The organism is Massilia arenae, from assembly GCF_008014745.1.
Lineage (GTDB): Bacteria > Pseudomonadota > Gammaproteobacteria > Burkholderiales > Burkholderiaceae_D > Telluria > Telluria arenae.
This window is the reverse complement of record NZ_VPFD01000009.1, coordinates 116251-136164: the sequence shown is the minus strand read 5'-3', so window position 1 is coordinate 136164 and position 19914 is coordinate 116251. Positions and strand designations below refer to the sequence as shown.

Below are 19914 nucleotides of genomic sequence, written 5' to 3'. Positions count from 1 at the left end.
GCGATGAACGACATCCTGCCCTATATCTATTATTCGCTGCCGTGGCTGTTCGTCATCGGCCTGTCGGTCTCGGCCGTGCTGGGGATTGGCGTCGGGCTGGCATGGCCGCGCTTCCTGGTCTATCCCTATCTGCTGCTGTTTTTCTGGGTCAATTCCACCAGCTATGGCAACCTGGCCGTGTTCGCCTCGCGCAGTATCTACAGCCGTGGCTCGGGCATGCTGTTCTTCGGCGTGGTGCTGTGGTACGTCCTCGGCGCCTGGCTGTGCGCCCGCATCGCCGCCAGCTTCACGGACAATCTCGCGAACAACTTCGCGCCCGGCCCGCAGCGCCAGCGCGCACCGGCCTGCAATCTGCGGCCCTGGTTCCTGGCCTGGGCCGTCCTGCTGGCCGCCCACGTCGGCGTCGGGCTGGCCACCGGGGTGCCGCTGGCCGCGTCGCTGGCGCCGTCGGGCTTTTCGAACATCGTCTGGATGGCGCCGCTCATCTCGCTGATGCTGCTGGCCTTCCGCACCCGCGAGCAGGCACTCGCACTGGCGCGCTTCATCATGCTGGCCGGTCTGGCGCGCGCGCTGTTCGGCCTCGGCCGATGGGCGGCCGCGGGCGGCGATCCGAACAATGTGTATGCCAATATGAATGCGATCCAGATCCGCCTGACCTTTTTCGACATCAACGACAGCCTGCTGTGCATGCTGGCGTTCGCGATCGCCGCCGTCGCGCTGTTCCAGGCGCCGTCCGGAGCGCCGTTGCCGGCGCCAGGCCGAACGTGGCGCGCGCTGGCATGGGCCACCCTCGTCGCCACGACGCTGTGTGTGGTGCTGTCCTATCGCCGCACCGCCTGGATCGGCTTCCTGCTGGCGTTCGCGGTCGTGTTGTGGCGCTTTCCACCCGCGCGCCGCCTGCAGCTGGGCCTGGCCGCCATGCCGCTGGCCGGCGCCGCCATGGCCTTCGTGGCGGCGCGGCGCCTGGCGCAGACCCGGGCCGAAGGGGGAGGCAGTGCGGCGGGCGGCCTGTTGCACGACATGCAATCGCGCCGTTTTGGTCCCGAAAGCGAACGGGTGCTGGAACTCAAGCTGGCCTTCGCCGACTTTCTGGCGCATCCGCTGGCCGGCATCGGCTCCTGGGGACGCTACCATGGCTACCAGGCCATTTCGTGGCAAGGCAATCCGGACGGCGGCCTGTTCCTGCACAGCGGGGTGCTGCACATTGCGCTCAAGAGCGGCCTGATCGGCACGGTGCTGCTGGCCGGCACGGTCGTCGCCTTCGTCGTCGGTGCGCGGCGGGCGCTGCGCAGCCTGCCGCCCGAGCTGCTGGGCCTGGGCGCGGCCGGGGCGGCGGGGCTGGCGTTCATGATTCCCGATCTGCTGATCGGCACGCCGTTCCCGCAGGTGCGCACCACGCAGATGCTGGCTCTATGCCTGAGCCTGCCTTACCTGGCGCTGGCGGCCGCGCAAGGGGCGGCAGCGCCGCAGCGGCCGGCCTGGCAGCGCGCGCCGCAACGCCACCTGGTGCCGGCCTGATGAAGCTGCACCTGGCCCGCAACGCGTGGTCGAACCTGCTCGGGGCGGCGGTGCCCGCGCTGGTGATGCTGGGCACGGTGCCGCTGGTGGTGCGTGGCCTGGGCCAGGCCGGCTATGGCGTTTACTCGCTGGTGACGGCCATCGTCGGCTATTTCGCGGTGATGGACATCAACCTCACGGCCGGTTCCGTCAAATACATCGCCCAGCACCGGGCCAAAGGTGACGCGCGCCAGGTCGCCGAGACCTTGTCCTTTGGCCTGGCCACCTATGCCGCCATCGGCCTCTTCGGCGCGCTGGGCATCTATCTGAGCGCGGCCTGGCTGATCGAGGCCGTGTTCGTCGTGCCGGCGGCCTTGCGTCTCGAGGCGGGCGCGACCCTGCAACTGGCCGCGCTGGCTTTCTTGTTCAGCCAGTTGCAGATCTACCTGAACAGCGTGCCGCAGTCGCTGATGCGCTACGATATTTCAGGCCGGCTCGAGATGGCGTTCGGCGCGCTGCTGCCGCTGGCGACGGTGGGCGTGCTGGCGCTGGGCTTCGGCCTGTTCGAGGTGATCCTGCTGCGCGTGGTCGCCAGCGGCATCCATGCGCTGCTGCTGTGGCGGGCGATCCGGCGCCTGCTGCCCGGCTGGCGCTGGCGCTGGCCGGCGGCCGGCGTGCGTGCGGACCTGCTGCGCTTCTCGGGCTGGACCTTCCTGTCGCGCTTCGCCGCGCTGTCCTACGCCCACGCCGACAAGCTGGTGATCGGGGCCCTGGTCGGCGTTGCCGGCCTGGCGTATTACACGGTCGCCGCCACCCTGGCCAATCGCGTGCTGGGGCTGAGCTTTCGCCTGTCGGCCGTGTTCTTCCCGGCCGCCAGCGCGCTCGCGGCCAGGGGCGAGCTGGCGCGCCTGGATGCGGTCTACCTCAAGGCGACGCGCTACGTGGTGTATTTGAACGCGGCGATCCTGGTGCTGCTGGCGGTGTTCGCCCATCAGATACTGGGCTACTGGATGGACGCCGCCTTCGCGCGCCACGGCGCCGCGATCCTGGCGCTGATGGCCTTGTCGCAATTCGTCGACTCGTTGACCAGCCTGCCGTCGCTGGTCAACGACGGCATGGGCCACCCGCGCGTCACTGGCCTGTTCGCCATGGTGCGCGCGCTGGCCGGACTGGGCCTCGTCTACGCCGGCGTGGCCGGCTGGGGCATCGATGGGGCCGCCTGGGGCCACCTGGCCACCTCGCTGCTGTTCGCCACGGCCTTCCTGGTCTACGTCCATGGCCGCACGGTCCCGACCCCGCTGCGGCGCCTGCTGGTCCATGGCTATGTGCCGGGGCTGGCCGGGATCGCCCTGGTCGCCATGGCCGCCAGCGCGGCCGAGGCCCTGCTCGACGACAGCCTGGGCGCCTTCCTCGCGATCCTGGCCGCGACCGTGCTGCTGCTGGCCCTGCACGGGGCGCTGTTCGTGCTCGAACGCGAGGACCGCGAGCTTGCCTGGGCCCGCCTCAAGACGCGTTGCCAGCCGGCGCGCGCCCGCGCCGGTTGAGGACCGCAGGGGACAGCCAAGGACAAACAAGACATGCGCATTCTAATGGTGTCCGAGGACTTGCCCGGCGAACAAGTGGGCGGCCTGGGCAAACACGTGGTGACGCTGGCCAATCGCCTGCTGCAAGAAGGCCATGCCGTCGAGATCCTCGGCCGCGCCGACCGACCCTCGACCGACCCCGCGCACCAGATCGGCTTTGCCGGACGCTTCCGGCCCGGTTTCGCCATCGCGCGGCCGGGCTGGAAAGAAGAGCAGCTGGGCCTATTCAATCCGCTCAAGCGGCCCTGGTTTGCGCGCCGCATCGCGCGCGCCATCGATGCCCATGCCGCCGGCTTCGACGTGGTCCACTACCACGGCCACCTGCCGATGACGGCCCTGTACGTCCGGGATGGCCTCAACTTCGTGCAGACCCGCCACGACCAGGGCAGCGAATGCCTGACCCACCTGCGTTTCATCGACGGCGCCGTATGCGAGCGGCTGACGCCGGGCGCGTGCACGGCGTGCAGCGCGCGCCGCGCCGGCCCGGGTCCAGGACCGAGCCCCGGGCCGGTGCGCACGGCGCTGACGGCGCTCGCCGTCAACAGCTACCGCAGCCAGGCCGCGCGCGCCTTCGCCCGCCACAAGACGGTGTTCGTGTCCGACTTCCTGCGCCGCCGCTTCTTGCGCGCGGTGCCCGATGCCGACCTGTCGCGCAGCCGCGTGATCCACAACCTGGTCGACTATCCCGCGCTGCGCGCGCTGGCCCTGGCCGCGCCCATGCCGCAAGCGGGGGAGGTGGTGCTGGCCGGGCGTATCGACACCGGCAAGGGCTTTGCGGAATTCCTCGACGCCGCCGCCGGCCGCCTGCCGGCCCATGCCCGCCTGACGGTGGTCGGCGACGGTCCGCTGCGTGCCGCGCTGGAGCGGCGCCACGCCGGCCCGCAGGTGCGCTTCCTCGGCTGGCAAGACCATGCGGCCTCCCTGGCCCTGGCCGCGCGCGCCCACTTGTGCGTGGTGCCCTCGGTGTGCGAGGAAGCCTGCAGCACCACGGTGCTCGAAGCGCTGGCGCTGGGCCGCGGCTGCCTGGCGCTGGCGCGCGGCGGCACGCCCGAGTTGACCCAATACGTCCAGTATCCCGGCCAGCTGGCGCTGGCCCCCGCCATGCCGAAGCTGGTGGCGCGGCTCGCGCGCCTGCTCGCGGCGCCGCCATCGCCGCGCATTGCGCCGCCGGCCGACTTCGGCGCCGACGCCGCCCGCCTGTTGCCCATCTTGCTGGAGCTGTATGCCGAACCCGCCGACCTTCTCGATCGTCACCTGCACCTGGAACAGCGCGGCCACGCTGGCTGACACGCTGGCCTCGGTCCAGGCCCAGACCTGCCGCGACCTCGAGCACATCTTCGTCGATGGCGGCTCGAACGACGCCACCCTGGACACGCTCGCCGCCTATCCCGGCAACAAGCGCGTGCTGCGCGACGTGCGGGGCGGCATCGGCCACGCGATGAACCGGGGCATCGCCGCGGCGGGCGGCCGCTATGTCGCCCATCTGCACTCGGACGACTACTATGCCGGCCCGGCGGCGCTGGCCACGGTAAGGCGGCGCATCGAACAGGCGGGCAAGGGCGGCGGTCCGCCGGCCTGGGTGGTTGGCAATATTCAGGTGCTCAGGGAGGGCCGTTTGCTGCCGCCGAACCCGATGCCGCCATTCTCTTACCGCTCGTTCGCCGCCGGCCGCGCCTGGGTGCCGCACCCGGCCGTGTTCGTGCGGCGCGACGCGTTCGCCCTGGTCGGCGGCTTCGACGAGGGCCTGCGCTATGCGATGGACATCGACCTGTGGCTGCGGCTGGGGATGGTCAGCCCGCCCGCGCTGGTGGACGCGGTGCTGGCTGTGTTTCGCGACCATGCCGGTAGCGTCTCGTCGCGCAACCGGATCGCGGCGCGGCGCGAGGAATTCGCCGTACGCCGGCGCCATGCGGGCAAGGCGCCGCTCTCGTTCGGGATTTATTGCTTGCGCTACCTGAAGCGCATGCGGGCCTTGCACGCTCAAGATGGCCAGGCGCAAGCCTAGTTATCGCACAGTCTTTTCATATCGAGCACGACAGTTACAGGACAGAACATCCTGTTCACCAAATGTTAAATCCGCCGTGTTGGATTCATGCGAATGACGGGCGCAAAGACAAATAAACCTTTAATTTCCATAGGGAAGTTGATTTTGTTCAAAAAAACCTGCGGTAACATTGTTCCCATCAAGCAAGCATCGTCCGATGCCTGCAGCAGGTATCGATCCAGCGCCCGAACGCGGCGCGGTCTCCTGAACAATCCTCGTTCTCACGGAGCTTCAGCATGAATTTTCACCGGAAAGGTCTGGTCCACGCGCTAGCGCTGGCGTCGCTCTTGGTATGTGCGGACGCGCGCGCCGACTGGGCCCAGTCCCCCGATCCCCTGGTCGTCCAACCCGGCCCGGCCTTGGGCCAGGTCCAGGCGCAGAACCCGCCCGGATTCACCTGGGCCCGCCACGCCAACGGTCCCGCCGCCTACGAGCTCGAGATCACGCCAAACGGTGGTGCGCCGGGCAAGATCGTCACCGAGCGCAACTGGTACCTGCCGCCGAAAGCCCTGGCCCTGGGCCAGTACACCTGGCGCGTGCGTCCGGTCGGCAGCGACGACTGGTCGACGCCGCGCGCGTTTTCGATCACCAGCAGGTCGAACCTGTTCGAGGTGCCGGACAATGCCACGTTGCGCGCGCGCATCACGGCCAAGGCGCGGCCGCGCGCGCTACCGCCCTCGTTCACGCCGTACGCCGGCTGGAACAGTGCCAAGCGCGCCGAGCTCGACCCCTACGTCAGCCGCATGAGCAACGAGATCAAGCTGCAGATCAATGCGGTGCCGGCGCTGAGCGATGGGCGCTGGCCGATCGTGATCAGCTCGCCGCTGACGGCCGCCATGGCCAGCCAGCAGACCGACATCCGCCAGCGCATCAACGAAGCCAGCCGCCAGCTCGAGGCCGCGGCCGTGATGTGGCGCATGAAGGGCGAGCGCCTGTTCCTCGACGAGGCGCTGCGCCGCGGCGACCAGATCGCGGCCCTCGATCCGCGCGGGCCCACCAGCTACGCCAACCAGGACCAGGCCACGCGCCAGATCTCGGTCTCGCTGATCAAGGCGGTCGACATCCTGGCCGGCGACCTGGACGCGCCGCGCCGCGCGCGCTGGCTGAACACGGTCAAGATCCGCACCGAAGAGATCTATGGCAACCTGGCCGGCGACAACGGCCGCCTCGACCAGTATCCCTTCGATTCGCACGGCAATACGAGCCTGATCTTTCTGTCGCTGATCTCGGCCCTGGCCCTGGGCGACATTCCGGAGGCGCAGAAGTGGTTCGATTTCTCGTTCCGTGCCTATGCCAATTCGCCGTCGCCCTGGAGCGGCGAGGAGGGCGGCTATGCCAACGGCACCGCGTATGCCGAGTACGCGGCCGGCTACCTGGTCGCGCTGTGGGATCCGATGTCGCAGGCATCCGGTGTGAACTTCTATGCCAAGCCCTGGGCCCAGGGCCTGCTCGACTTCGCCACCCAGTTCACGCCGCCAGGCTCGCGCGTGCACGCCTTCGGCGACGGCTCCGAGACGAAACCCGACACCCGGGTCTGGCACGCCTTCGGCTCGCGCATGGTGTCGCCGCGCGCGGCCTGGTACGTCGCCAGCCTGGGCGGCACCGAAGACACGCTCAGCCTGCTGCAAGCGCCTTACCCGCTGCCGATCAAGGACACCAAGACCAGGACGCCGCCGACCAACTCGGCCTATTATCCGAGCATCGGCTGGGCCTCGATGCATACCGACATCGGCTCGGCCGAGCGTGCCTCGCTGTACTTCAAATCTAGCCCCTACGGCTCGTTCAACCACAGTCATGGCGACCAGAACGGCCTGCTGCTGTCGAGCGCGGGCCAGCCGCTGCTGGTCAAGGCCGGCTGGTATGACTGGTACGGCTCGCCGTACTGGAGCGACTGGTATCACCAGACCCGCTCGCAGAATGCGGTCACCTTCGACGGCGGCAAGGGGCAGCTGGTGACGGGCTACCGCGAACAGCTGCAGCGCAACGGCAAGATTACCGGCTTCGCTGCCCAGCCCGCCTACGATTTCGCCGAGGGCGACGCCACCGCCGCCTATGGCGGCCAGCTGACCATGGCCAGGCGCCAGGTCTGGCAGCTGCGCAATGCCGGCAACGCGATCCTGGTGCGCGACCGCCTGGCCAGCACGATTGCCCGCACCTACGAGTGGAATATCCACACCCCGGTCATCATGACGGTGGAGAACGCGCAGAACGTCAAGGTGTCGGCCGGCGGCCAGTCGCTGTGCCTGCGCTCGCTGAACCCGGACGCCAGTTTCGCCAAGTGGATCGGGCCGGGCGCCAAGGTCAATGTGATCGAGGACCACGGCGCCTTCTATCTCAGGAACGACGGCAAGTCGACCGCCGAGTTCCTGGTGCTGCTCGACGTCGGCTGCAAGAAGCCGCCCGTGAGCATCGCCACCTCGGGCACGGTGCGTACCGTGACCGTCGCCGGCCAGAGCGTGACCCTGAACTAGTCAATAGCCCGGCGCCTAGGTGGCGCGCTCCGTTCCTGCGCGATGCTAGTGTGGCGCGCATGAGCGGAGCGGCGGCCAGCGATGAAACAGGCGTTCCTGATCTGTGCGCACAAGGACATGGACCAGCTCAATGGGCTGGTCCGGCAATTGTGCGATCCCGACTTCTGCGTCTACGTCCACCTCGACCGCAAGAGCGCGCTCGATCCGGCGCGACTGCATCCGGCTGCCTGCCTGGTGCGCGAACGGGTCGCCGTGCGCTGGGGCGACGTGTCCCAGGTCGAATCCGTGCTGGCATCGATGCGCCAGATCCTGCTCGACGTCCCGGATTTCGACAAGCTCATCCTCCTGTCGGCCCAGGACTTCCCGCTGCTGCCGAATCATTTGTTGAAGGCAAAGCTGGCAAGGATGCGCGGATACGAGCTGATCGAGACCGCGCCGATCGCGGCCCATGGCTGGCGCGTGATGCATCGTTACGCGACTTTCCATCGCGACAGCGGCAGACTGGCCGAACGACTGGCCTGCATCGCCGCCAATCGCGCCCTGCGCCTGCTGCGACGCACCCGGCATCTGCCGGACGGATTCGTGCCCTATGGCGGCTCATGCTGGTGGACACTGTCACGCAACTGCGTGCGCGAACTGCTGCGCCTCGCCGACGCGCATCCGCGCCTGCTGCGTTTCTGCCGCAGCGTCCAGTCGCCCGACGAGCTGTTCTTCCAGACGCTGGTGATGCACTCGCGCTTCGCCGATCGTGTGCTACCGGACAATTTTCGCTACATCCAATGGCCGAAGGACGGCGCCTGCCATCCGAAGGTGCTCGACGAAGACGATTTCGAGCGCATCCGGGCCTCGGACGCGCATTTTTGCCGCAAGCTCGACAGCCGCGCCAGCGCCGCCTTGCTGCCACGCCTGCTGGCATGGAAGGAAGGCCGGCTCGCGTGAAGGCTGTTCAAAAAGTGATCTTGATCTCGCGCGCGCTGAAAGTCGCTTCGCCGTGGTACACGGCCTCGATATTGTTGCCGTCGGGATCGATCACGAAGGCGCCGTAATAGCCCGGGTGATAAGGCCGTTCGCCCGGCGCGCCATTGTCCTTGCCGCCGGCGGCCAGCGCCGCGTGATAAAAGGCATTGACCATGGCGCGGTCGCGCGCCTGGAAGGCCAGGTGATGGCGGCCGGTCAAATGGCCCTGGGCCGCCTCGCTGTCCGCCGTCGAGACGAACAGCTCGTCGGCCCAGAAATAATCGTCCCCCGAGCCGGCCAGCGGGATGCCCAGCACCTCGAACACGGCCGTATAGAACTTGCGTGAAGCGGGCAGGTCGCGTACCACCAGCTGGATGTGGTCGATCAGGCGTCCGCGGTAGATTTCCATCGTTTCCATCAGGATCTCCTCAAAGGATAGGCTGGGCAGCCGATTATACGAAAGCCGGCCCGGCATGCGCGCGTCAATACCTTGTGGAATGGCTGAGCGTGGCGACACGCATCTTGCGCGAATGGCATGATTTGCTGGAAAGCGAACCGGACAAGGATAGAGGAATGCAAGCGTGGTGGAGCCAGAGCTGGTTGACGATCCAGCGTGAATTTTCAGACCTGAACAATGCCGAAGACGTGACCATCGTGGTCGTGCGCCTGCTCGTGGCGACTGTGCTGGGCGGCCTGCTGGGCTACGAACGCGAATCGGTCGGGGCCTCGGCCGGCCTGCGCACCCATATGCTGGTCTCGGTCGGCTCGGCGCTGTTCGTGCTGATTCCGTTGCAGGGCGGAATGAAGATCGAGGATCTGTCGCGCGTGCTGCAAGGGGTGACGGCCGGCATCGGCTTCCTCGGCGCCGGCGCCATCCTCAAGCAGAAAGAGAGCAACGACATCAAGGGCCTGACGACAGCGGCCAGCGTCTGGATGACGGCGGCCATCGGCGTGGCGGCCGGGATGGGACTCGAGGCCACGGCGATCCTCAGCGCGCTGTTCGGCCTGGTGATCCTGTCCATCCTGCGCACCCCGGCCAAGAAGGCGGGCGAGTACGGCCGGGCCGATCGCGACGTCGACCGCTAAGTCTGCGATAGTTGAAACGTTTGTGTCCTGCGCCGGTCTAGTATCGTAGGTTCCACCCATCGATACGAGGCGCCATGCGCAAGCCGCTTTTTATCTCCATCGCCTTCATCGTGCGCGACCCCTTGCCGCCGACCCGCGCCGACCTGCTGACCCTGTTCGGCGCCGAGATGCCGCGCCATGGCGTCGGCAGCGAGCTGGTCGGCCAGTCCGGCGGCGCCGGCCCGGTGGAGTGGGGCGGCGGCGGCATGCACGCCGTCGGCAGCCTGGGTAGCCGCTACGCCAGCGTGCTGGCGCCTGCCTGGGATTTATTGGGCCTGGCGCGCGCCTGGCGCCGCCGCCGGCCGGACGGCATCCAGGTGCGCGACAAGATCGCCTCCGGCCTGCTGGGCCGCCTCGCCGCCGCCGCGCTCGGCGTGCCCTTCCTGTACTGGATGTCGTTCCCGATCGTCGAAGGCTTCGAGGTGCGGCGTGACGAGATCGCGCGCCGCGGCCGCGGCCCGCGCTGGCTGGCGCATGCGGCGCGCGCCGCCGCCTCGCGCTGGTTGCTGTATCGCCTGGTGCTGCCGGGCGCGCGCCATGTGTTCGTGCAGAGCGAGGCGATGGCCGACTGGCTGGCAGGCAAGGGATTCGCGCGCGAGCGCATGACGGCGGTGCCGATGGGCATCGATGCCGCGCTGTGCGCGCGCGGGCGCATCGTGCCTAGCCTCGATCCGCGCCTCGACGGACGGCGGGTGGTGCTGTACCTGGGCCGGGTCGCGCAGGCGCGCGGCTCGGGCTTCCTGCTCGACGTCGTCGAGCAGCTCGCCCCCGATGTGCCCGATATCCTGCTGGTGATCGCCGGCGACGCCCCCTCGGGCGACGAGATGGCCTGGATGCGCACCGAGATCGCCCGCCGTCAACTAGCGGAGCGGGTGCTCCTCACCGGCTGGCTGGCGCGGCACGAGGCGCTCGGCTATGCGGTGCGGGCCGAGGTCGGCCTGTCGCCGATCCCGCGCGGCGTCCTGTACGATGTCTCTTCGCCGACCAAGCTGGTCGAGTATCTGGCGCTGGGCATCCCCGGTGTGGCCAACGACATCCCGGACCAGGCCCGGGTACTGGCCGAGAGCGGGGCCGGGCTGTGCGTGCCGATGGAGGCGCCGGCCTTCGCCGCCGCCGTGCGCCGGCTGCTGCACGAGCCCGGCCTGGCCGCCGACTGTCGCGCGCGCGGTCCGGCCTGGGTAACAGCCCATCGCAGCTATGCGATCCTGGGACGGACGGTGGCCGAGGCCTGCGCCGGCATCCTGGGGCGGGGCGCCTGATGGACGCGCGCACGCTCGCTCTCGCGCTCAGGTCGCTCGGCCGCCTCTTGGCGCGCGGCCTGCCGGCGCGGCTGCTGGTGCTGCCGATGCTGATGCGCAACGAGCGCTCGGCGGCCGCCCTGAATGCCTATGTGGCGCGGCGCGCGCGCCGCCTCGGCGTGGCCGTGCCGCCGGACGCGACCCGGCTGCACGCGGTGCCGCCCGGCGCCTTCCTGCTCGCCAAGTCGGCGCTGCGCCAGGACCCGGCGCGCCACCTGCGGCCGCGCCGCTTCGGCTCGCTGCTGCGCAACACGATCCGCACCAGCGGCACCTCGGGGTCACCGCTCACCCTGGTGCAGTCGCTCGGCGCCGTGATCCGCGAAGAAGCCTTCATCCAGCGCCAGCTGCGCTGGATCGGATGGCGGCCGGGGCAGCGCCGGGCCTGGATCCGTGGCGACCTGGTGTGCGACGAGCGCCCGGACGATGGGCGCTACTGGCGCCGCGACCCGGTCGGCAAGCTGCTCGTGATGTCGTCCTATCACTTGTCCAACGCGACCATCGGGGCCTATGTGACGGCGCTGGAAGCCTTCGATCCGGTGGTGATCCACGCCTATCCGTCCTCGATCGGGGCCATCGCCCACTGGCTGGAGGCGGCCGGGCGCCGCTATCGGGGCCGGGCCTTGCGCGGCGTGATGACCTCGTCCGAAACCCTGGAGCCGGGCGTGCGCGCGGCCGTCATGCGCGCCTTCGGCGTCATCGTGTTCGACTGGTATGGGCAGGCCGAGCGGGTCGCGGCCATCGGCACCTGCGAGCACGGCCGCTACCACCTGCTCACCGACTACGGCGGCGTGGAGCTGCTGGGGCTGCCGGACGGCAGCAGCGAACTCGTCGGCACCAGCCTGAACAATGCCGCGATGCCGCTGGCGCGCTACCGCACGGGCGACACGGTGCACGTTGGCGATCCCGCGCCTTGCCCCTGCGGCCGCGTGTTTCCGACGCTCGAGGCGGTGATCGGACGCCAGGAGCGCATCGTGACCTTGCCCGATGGGCGGATTGTCGCGCGGCTGGACCGCGTGTTCCAGGGCAGCGGCCTGCGCCTGCTCGAGGGCCAGGTGCGCTACCACGGCCAGGCCCGCTTCACCCTGCGGGTGGTCGCGGCCGACGGTTTCGGCAGCCGCGACGAGGCCGCCTTGCGCGAACAATTCCTGCAAAGGGTGCCCGACGTGCAGGTCGCCGTGGAGCGGGTCGAGGCGATTCCGCGTGGCGCCAACGGCAAGTTCGAGTTCATCGCCGTCGACGGCTGAATCGTGCGCGAGATTCGACAATGTGCCATGTATGATCGTAAATATTGCTGCTTTTGTAAGCACTCGCAAGGTAAGCCCGGGGATGCCGATATGAGTACGGCGACCCCACGCGTACTGATGGTTGGAACGGCGTTGGGGGGCAGGGGAGGCATCGCAAGCGTGGTCGAGGTGCTGCGCGCCGACGGCCTGTTCGAGCGCGAGGGCATCGACTATGTCGCGACCCACGCCGAAGGGAGCCGCCGGGAAAAGCTCGGCAGCGCGCTGCGCGGCCTGTGGCGCGTTGGGCTGGCCTGCCTCGGTCCTGGGGGGAGGCCGGCCATCGTCCACGTGCACGCCGGCTCGCATGCCAGTTTCCTGCGCAAATCGCTGGTGCTGCTGATGGCGCGCATGGGCGGCGCGCGCACGGTGTTCCACCTGCATGGCGGCGGCTTCCGGCGCTACGCGGCGGTAGAGGCCGGACCGCTGCTGCGGCGCTGGATCCGGCACACCCTGGAGGCGAGCTCGCGCGTGATCGCCTTGTCGCCCGGCTGGGCCGCCTGGGTGCGCGAATGCGCGCCGCGGGCAAGGGTCGAGGTGGTGGCCAATCCGGTACGCCTGGCGTCGCACGCGGCGCGTGAACATGCCGAAGCGGGCCGCATCCTGTTCCTGGGCCGCCTCGATCCGGCCAAGGGCGTGGACGAACTGCTGCAAGCCTGCGCCGGGCTGGCCGCGCGCCACCCGCGGCTGCGCCTGGTGATGGGCGGCAGCGGCGACCTCGACTGGGTGCGCCGGCGCGCGGGCGAACTCGGCATTGCCGGCCGGGTCGAGACGCCGGGCTGGCTGGATGCGGCCGCGCGCGACGCCCAGCTGGCGCGCGCCTGGCTGTTCTGCCTGCCGTCCCATGCCGAAGGCTTGCCGATGTCGGTGCTCGAGGCGATGGCGGCCGGGGTGCCGGTGGTCGCCACGGGCGTCGGCGGCATCCCGGATGCGCTGGCCGACGGCGAGCGCGGCCTGCTGGTGCCGGCGCGCGACGCGGCGGCGCTGGCCGTCGCCATCGGACGTTTGCTGGACGACGGCCAGTTACATGCGCGGCTGGCGTGCGCGGCGCGCGCCGCCGTTGAACGACACTACTCGACCGGCGTGGTGTGCGCCACATTGGCCGCGTTGTACGCGCAATTGCTGGACGCGAGGGCGCCATGAAGAAAACAGTGAGGGAAGTTTGATGAACGCAACAGTACGCATGGCATGGCTGGTCAACCGGCTGCGCTGCATGTCGGTGCCGGAAATGGCTTACCGGGTGCGCCAGGCGGCGACGATCCGCCTGGGACGCCGCTCGATCGGCCGCGCCGCGCCGCCGCCGCTGCCGCGCACCCTGAGCCTGGGCGTGCGCGGCGCGCCGCCTTTGGCGCGGGCCGAGGTCGATGCGCTGCTGCTCGACGCCGAGCGCATCGAGGCCGGCCACGTGGTGCTGTTCGCCGAACGCCGCTTCGACGTCGGCGTGCCGACCGCCTGGAACCGCGATCCCGAGACCGGCGTCGTCGCGCCGTCGGTCTACCGCGGCGACATTGCCATCGGCGACCGCGAACTGGTGGGCGACATCAAGCATCTGTGGGAACTGAACCGCCACCTGCACCTGGTGACCCTGGCCCAGGCCTGGGCCCTCACCGGCGAGCCGCGCTGGCTGCATGCGCTGGAGCACAATCTGCGCAGCTGGTTCGAGGCTTGCCCGCCGCTCACCGGACCCAACTGGACCAGCTCGATGGAGCTGGGCATCCGCCTCGTCAACTGGAGCCTGATCTGGCAGCTGGTGGGCGGCGAGAACAGCGCGCTGTTCGAAGGCGATGGCGGGCAGCGCCTGCGCGCCGACTGGCAGGGCAGCATCCATGCCCACTGCCGCACCATCGCGCGCCACCTGTCGCGCCATTCCTCGGCCAATAACCACCTGATCGGCGAACTGGCCGGCCTGTATGCGGGCGCCGTCACCTGGCCGTGCTGGAAGGAATCGAAGGACTGGGAAGCCCAGGCGCGGCGCGAACTCGAGCACGAGGCCCAGGCCCAGTTCTCGCGCGACGGCGTCAACCGCGAGCAGGCGTTTGCCTACCATATGTTCTCCTGCGAATGCCTGTTCGTGGCCGGGTTGCTGGGCCAGGTCAGCGGCCAGCGCGGCAGTCAAGCCCCTGGCCATTCCCGCAATCCATCGCGCAGTCAGCCCTTCTCGCGCGGCTACTGGGCCGTGCTGCAGCGCGCGCTGCGCTTCCTGCGCTCGGTGCGCGACGTCGACGGCGGCCTGCCGATGGTCGGCGATGCCGACGACGGCTGCGCCTTCCGCCTGCACGCCGGGACCGGGCGGCCGGGCCCGGACCGCGCCGCGCAATTGCTGGCGCTGGGCGACACCGTGTTCGGCGGCCAGCCCGATCACCACCCCGGCGTGCGCTGGCTGCTGCATGCGCTGCCGGGCGGGCGCCCCGACTGCGATCCGCACGAGGTCGAGTCCGGATGGTCCTTCCCCGATGGCGGTTACCTGCTGTTCGGCAACCACTTCGGCGAGGCGGACGAGATCAAGGGCGTGCTCGACTGCGGTCCGCTGGGCTATCTCGGCATCGCCGCCCATGGCCATGCCGATGCGCTGGCCCTGACCCTGTCGGTGGCGGGCGAGCCCTGCCTGGTCGACCCCGGCACCTATTCGTATTGGCAAGACCAGAAATGGCGCGATTATTTCCGCGGCACGTCGAGCCACAACACCGTGCGCGTCGACGGCCTCGACCAGTCGGTGCCGGGCGGGCGCTTCATGTGGCTGCGCAAGGCGCAGGCCAGCATCGAGCGCATGCCTGCCTCGCCTCAAGAATTCGACTTCCGCGGCTCGCATGATGGCTATGCGCGCCTGCCGGACCCGGTGCTGCACCTGCGCAGCGTGCGCTTCGACGGCGCCAGCAACACCCTGACCGTGCGCGACGAGGTGGCGGCCAAGAAGCAGCACAAGGTCGAGGCCTTCTGGCACTTCGCGCCCGGCCTGGACGTACGCCTGACCAGCCACGGCCTGTCGGTGCGCGGCAAGCGCTTCGTGCTGCAGATGCAGGCCAGCGGCGAAGACCTGCACCTCGAACTGGTGCGCGGTGCCGAGAATCCCCCGCTGGGCTGGTATTCGGCCGCCTACGAATCGAAGACGCCGTGCGAAGTGCTGCGCATCACGACCATATCGTCCGCCGTTCCCATCGAATGCAGGTTTACAATCACCTTTATCGATGATAAATAATTAATGGCAAGAAATGTCAGGCGCCGGACCGGAGGCACGCATGAACGAGCGCGTCACGCTGTTTGGTTGTAATATAGATAACGTTTCGATGGAAGAGACGCTGGCACTGGTCGAGGGTTTCGTACGCGCCCGGCGGCCACACCAGCACGTGGTGGTCAATGTCGACAAGCTGGTCAAGGCCAGCCGCGACGAGGACCTGCGCCGCATCATCAATGCCTGCGACCTGGTCAATGTGGATGGCATGCCGGTGGTGTGGGCTTCGCGCCTGCTGGGCAAGCCGCTCAAGGAAAGGGTCGCCGGTATCGACCTGTTCGAGGCGCTCATGGGGCGCGCGGCGGACAAGGGCTGGCGGGTGTTCCTGCTCGGCGCGCGCCCCGACGTGGTGCGCGAGGTGGCCGCGACCTATGCCCGCCGCTATCCTGGCCTGGTGCTGGCCGGCGTGCGTGACGGCTACTGGCAGGGCGAGGCTGCGGAAGCAGGGGTGGTGCGCCAGGTGCGCGACAGCCGCGCCGACCTGCTGTTCGTGGCGATTTCCTCGCCCAGGAAAGAACAGTTTCTCGGGCTCTACCAGGCCGAGATGCGGATACCGTTCGCGATGGGGGTGGGCGGGAGCTTCGACGTGGCGACCGGTCGGGTCAAGCGGGCGCCGGCCTGGATGCAGGCGGCCGGGCTCGAGTGGTTCTTCCGCTTCCTGCAAGAGCCGCGCCGGATGTTCAGGCGTTACTTTATCGACGACATGGCGTTTATCTGGCTCGTGATCAAGGAGGCGGCCAGGACGAATGAGTGAAACGCGATAACAAGAAATAGATCATCAACAAACTATCAACAGAGAGCGAAAGACATGAAGATTCTGGTTACTGGCGGCGTGGGCTATATCGGGTCGCATACCGTCGTCGAACTGCAGGCCGCCGGGCACGACGTGGTCGTGCTCGACAACCTGTCGAATGCCCAGCAGTCGGTCTGCGAGCGCGTCGAACGCATCAGCGGCAAGCCATTCGCTTTCGTCCAGGCCGACATCCGCGACCGCGCGGCCATGGAAGCCGCGTTCGCCGAGCACAAGCCCGAGGCGGTGATCCACTTCGCCGGCCTGAAAGCGGTCGGCGAATCGGTGGCGCAGCCGCTGCGCTACTACGACAACAACGTCAACGGCAGCGTGGTGCTGTTCGAGACCATGGCCAAGTTCGGCTGTAAATCGCTGGTGTTCTCGTCCTCGGCCACCGTCTACGGCGACCCGGCCTCGGTGCCGATCCGCGAGGATTTCCCACTGTCGGCCACCAATCCCTATGGCCGCAGCAAGCTGATGATCGAAGACATCCTGCGCGACCTGGCCAAGGCCGAGCCCGACTGGCGCATCGCGCTGCTGCGCTACTTCAATCCGGTCGGCGCCCATGAAAGCGGCCTGATCGGCGAAGAGCCGAGCGGCATCCCGAACAATCTCGTCCCTTACATCGCCCAGGTCGCCAACGGCCAGCGCGACAAGCTGTCGGTGTTCGGCGGCGACTACGACACCCCGGACGGCACCGGCCTGCGCGACTACATCCACGTGGTGGACCTTGCCATCGGCCACGTCAAGACACTCGATCGCCTGAACAAGGGTCCGGGCATCGTCACCTACAACCTCGGCACGGGCCGGGGCAACAGCGTATTGGAAATGGTGCGCGCCTTCGAAGCGGCCAGCGGGCGACCAGTCGCCTACCAGATCGTCGACCGCCGTCCGGGCGACGTGGCCAAGTGCTACGCCGACCCGGCCCTCGCGCGTGAAGAACTGGGCTGGACTGCCGAACGTGATGTCGCTCAAATGTGCGCTGACGTCTGGCGCTACCAAACCACAGCCAAATAATGCAAAGGATAGTCTAATGAAAGCCATGATTCTCGCCGCAGGCAAAGGCACACGCGTCCGTCCGCTTACTTATGACCTGCCAAAACCCATGATCCCGATTCTGGGCAAACCTGTGATGGCTTACCTGATCGAACACCTCAAGAAAAATGGCGTGTCCGAGATCATGGTCAACGTCAGCTGGCTGCACGAAAAAATCGAAGAGTATTTCGGCGAAGGCGAGCAGTTCGGCGTCCAGATCGGCTACTCCTTCGAGGGCTATACCAAGGACGACGGCGAAGTCGTCCCCGAACCGATCGGCTCGGCCGGCGGCATGAAGAAAATCCAGGAATTCGGCGGCTTCTTCGACGACACCACCGTGGTGCTGTGCGGCGATGCCCTGATCGACCTCGACCTCAAGGCCGCGCTGCTGGAACACCGCCGCAAGGGCGCGATGGCCACCGTCATCACCAAGGAGGTTCCATGGGACAAGGTTTCGTCGTATGGCGTGGTGGTCTCGGACGAGCAGGGCCGCATCCTCGAATTCCAGGAAAAGCCGAGCCAGCAAGAAGCGAAGTCCAACTTCATTTCTACCGGCATCTATATCTTCGAGCCAGAAGTGATCGACCTGATTCCGTCGGGCGTAGCGTTCGACATCGGTTCTGAGCTGTTCCCGCTGCTGGCCGAGCGCGGCCTGCCGTTCTATGCACAGGGCCGCCCGTTCAACTGGCTCGACATCGGCACCATGGGCGACTACTGGGAAGTGCTGCAGTCGGTCATCACCGGCGAAGTCAACAATATGGACGTGCCGGGCATCCAGATCAAGCCGGGCCTCTGGGTCGGCCTGAACACCAGCATCGACTGGGAAGGTACGACCATCGAGGGACCCGTCTACATCGGCTCCGGGGTTAAAGTAGAGGCCGGCGCCCGCATCGTGGGCCCGACCTGGATCGGCCACGGCAGCCACATCTGCGAAGGCGCCGAGATCGTGCGCAGCGTGCTGTTCGAATACACCCGCGTGTTGCATGATGTAACATTGAATGAAATGATTGTCTTTAAGGAATATAGTGTCGACCGAAAAGGCGAAATGAAGCATGCTTCCGAGTATTCGTCGGAGGAATGGCTCAATGCACGCGATCGTCGTCGCTCCCGGCGCAAGGACATCGCGGATCACGACACCAACGAGTTAGAGAAAGAGAAAGTCAGCGCATGAAGATCTATCCAGTCATCCTCTCCGGCGGCGCCGGCACCCGCCTGTGGCCCCTGTCGCGCAAGGTCTTGCCGAAGCAATTGCTGCCGCTGGTGGCCGACAAGACCATGTTGCAGGAAACCGCCTTGCGCGTGGCCGGCTGGCCGGAGATGATGGCGCCGCTCGTGGTGTGCGGCAATGACCATCGCTTTATGGTGGCTGAGCAATTGCGTGAAGTGGGCGTCTCGCCGCTGGGCATCCTGCTCGAGCCGGTCGGCCGCAACACGGCGCCGGCCGTGGCCGCCGCCGCCCACCACCTGCAGGCGATCGATCCCGAGGCCGTCATGCTGGTGCTGCCGGCCGACCACGTGATCGAGAACGGCGAAGCCTTCCGTGAAGCGGTCGACCGCGCCACCCGCCTGGTGGCCAAGGGCGCCCTGGCGACTTTCGGCATCGTGCCCAAGACCCCGGAAACCGGCTACGGCTATATCCGCCGCGGCGAACCGGTGGACGAGTGCGGCGAATGCTACAAGGTGGCGCGCTTCGTCGAGAAGCCCGATGCCGCCACGGCCGAAGGCTTCCTGGCCGAGGGCAGCTACTACTGGAACAGCGGCATGTTCATGTTCGCCGCGGCGCGCTATCTGACCGAGCTGGAGCAGCATGCCCCGGCCATCGCCGGCGCCGCCAGCCAGGCCATGCACGCGGCCTACCGCGACCTCGATTTCTGCCGCCTCGACGAGAGCGCGTTCTCGGCCTGCCCGTCCGATTCGATCGACTACGCGGTGATGGAGCACACCCGCGACGCCGCCGTGGTGCCGGCCGATATCGGTTGGAACGACGTCGGTTCGTGGTCGGCCCTGTGGGAAACCCAGGCCAAGGATGCCAACGGCAACGCCCAGCGCGGCGACGTCTACCTGGACGGCGTCAAGAATTCGCTGGTGCGCGCCGAAAGCCGCATCGTGGCGGTGGTGGGCCTGGAAGACGTGGTCGTGGTCGAAACCCAGGATGCGGTGCTGGTCACCTGCAAGAGCAAAGTGCAGCGCGTCAAGCAGGTGGTTGAACACCTGGCCTCGAAAGAACGCACCGAGCACCTGCATCACACCCGCGTCTACCGTCCATGGGGCCACTACGAGGGCATCGATGCGGGCGACCGTTTCCAGGTCAAGCGCATCACGGTCAAGCCGGGCGAGAAGCTGTCGCTGCAGATGCACCACCACCGCGCCGAGCACTGGGTCGTGGTGTCGGGCACCGCGCGCGTGACCTGCGGCGACACGGTCAGCCTGCTGTCCGAGAACGAATCGACCTATATCCCGATCGGCATGAACCATCGCCTGGAAAACCCGGGCAAGCTGCCGTTGCACATCATCGAAGTGCAGTCGGGCAGTTACCTGGGCGAGGACGACATCGTTCGCTTCGAGGATATCTACAAGCGGGCGTAATAGTGCTTGCCAGCGGCCC

16 protein-coding genes are annotated in these 19914 nt (G+C 68.0%); 15 read left to right on the top strand and 1 reads right to left on the bottom strand.

Annotated elements, in window-relative coordinates:
• The first annotated feature begins 3 nt into the window (after positions 1–3).
• From FVD38_RS10430 to FVD38_RS10405, 6 genes are all read left to right on the top strand, one after another.
• Positions 4–1518 (top strand): O-antigen ligase family protein, encoded by a 1515-nt coding sequence (locus FVD38_RS10430; RefSeq protein ID WP_147934757.1) that lies wholly within the window; start codon positions 4–6, stop codon positions 1516–1518.
• Positions 1413–3041, top strand: a complete 1629-nt coding sequence (locus tag FVD38_RS10425) for an oligosaccharide flippase family protein (RefSeq protein WP_229493568.1) — start codon at positions 1413–1415, stop codon at positions 3039–3041. Before FVD38_RS10430 ends, FVD38_RS10425 begins: the two co-directional genes overlap by 106 nt.
• A gap of 33 nt (positions 3042–3074) precedes the next feature.
• A complete protein-coding gene (locus FVD38_RS10420; RefSeq protein ID WP_147934755.1) occupies positions 3075–4367 on the top strand; it encodes a glycosyltransferase family 4 protein in 1293 nt (430 codons plus the stop codon).
• A complete protein-coding gene (locus tag FVD38_RS10415) occupies positions 4303–5085 on the top strand; it encodes a glycosyltransferase family 2 protein (protein ID WP_147934754.1) in 783 nt (260 codons plus the stop codon). The genes FVD38_RS10420 and FVD38_RS10415 overlap by 65 nt, the downstream gene beginning before the upstream one ends.
• A 275-nt stretch (positions 5086–5360) precedes the next feature.
• Positions 5361–7595, top strand: coding sequence for a heparinase II/III domain-containing protein (locus FVD38_RS10410; RefSeq protein WP_147934753.1), 2235 nt, complete (start codon positions 5361–5363; stop codon positions 7593–7595).
• 81 nt (positions 7596–7676) lie between these two features.
• Complete coding sequence (locus tag FVD38_RS10405; RefSeq protein WP_147934752.1) at positions 7677–8534, top strand: beta-1,6-N-acetylglucosaminyltransferase; 858 nt, start codon at positions 7677–7679, stop codon at positions 8532–8534.
• A gap of 7 nt (positions 8535–8541) precedes the next feature.
• Here the strand turns inward: FVD38_RS10405 and FVD38_RS10400 are convergent, their stop codons facing one another.
• The gene (locus tag FVD38_RS10400; protein ID WP_147934751.1) at positions 8542–8970 is read right to left on the bottom strand and encodes a VOC family protein; all 429 of its coding nucleotides are present in this window, start codon (positions 8968–8970) and stop codon (positions 8542–8544) included.
• Between the two features lie 155 nt (positions 8971–9125).
• On the opposite strand from FVD38_RS10400, the gene FVD38_RS10395 reads away from it, so the two are divergent.
• The 9 genes from FVD38_RS10395 (at position 9126) to FVD38_RS10355 (ending at position 19895) form a co-directional block, all read left to right on the top strand.
• The gene (locus tag FVD38_RS10395; RefSeq protein WP_147934750.1) at positions 9126–9638 is read left to right on the top strand and encodes an MgtC/SapB family protein; all 513 of its coding nucleotides are present in this window, start codon (positions 9126–9128) and stop codon (positions 9636–9638) included.
• Positions 9639–9712: 74 nt separating this feature from the next.
• The gene (locus tag FVD38_RS10390) at positions 9713–10936 is read left to right on the top strand and encodes a glycosyltransferase (protein ID WP_147934749.1); all 1224 of its coding nucleotides are present in this window, start codon (positions 9713–9715) and stop codon (positions 10934–10936) included.
• Positions 10936–12219: a phenylacetate--CoA ligase family protein gene (locus FVD38_RS10385; RefSeq protein WP_147934748.1), complete on the top strand. Its 1284-nt coding sequence runs from the start codon at positions 10936–10938 to the stop codon at positions 12217–12219. Before FVD38_RS10390 ends, FVD38_RS10385 begins: the two co-directional genes overlap by 1 nt.
• A 90-nt stretch (positions 12220–12309) precedes the next feature.
• Positions 12310–13398 carry a glycosyltransferase family 4 protein gene (locus tag FVD38_RS10380; RefSeq protein ID WP_147934747.1) on the top strand — a complete coding sequence of 363 codons (1089 nt, stop codon included), beginning with the start codon at positions 12310–12312 and terminating at the stop codon, positions 13396–13398.
• Between the two features lie 22 nt (positions 13399–13420).
• Positions 13421–15451 (top strand): heparinase II/III family protein, encoded by a 2031-nt coding sequence (locus FVD38_RS10375; RefSeq protein ID WP_147934746.1) that lies wholly within the window; start codon positions 13421–13423, stop codon positions 15449–15451.
• A 40-nt stretch (positions 15452–15491) separates the two neighbouring features.
• Positions 15492–16238, top strand: coding sequence for a WecB/TagA/CpsF family glycosyltransferase (locus FVD38_RS10370; protein ID WP_147934745.1), 747 nt, complete (start codon positions 15492–15494; stop codon positions 16236–16238).
• Between the two features lie 54 nt (positions 16239–16292).
• Complete coding sequence (galE, locus tag FVD38_RS10365) at positions 16293–17291, top strand: UDP-glucose 4-epimerase GalE (protein WP_147934744.1); 999 nt, start codon at positions 16293–16295, stop codon at positions 17289–17291.
• 16 nt (positions 17292–17307) lie between these two features.
• Positions 17308–18480 (top strand): nucleotidyltransferase family protein, encoded by a 1173-nt coding sequence (locus tag FVD38_RS10360; protein ID WP_147934743.1) that lies wholly within the window; start codon positions 17308–17310, stop codon positions 18478–18480.
• Positions 18477–19895, top strand: a complete 1419-nt coding sequence (locus FVD38_RS10355) for a mannose-1-phosphate guanylyltransferase/mannose-6-phosphate isomerase (protein WP_147934742.1) — start codon at positions 18477–18479, stop codon at positions 19893–19895. Before FVD38_RS10360 ends, FVD38_RS10355 begins: the two co-directional genes overlap by 4 nt.
• The last annotated feature ends 19 nt before the right edge of the window (positions 19896–19914 follow it).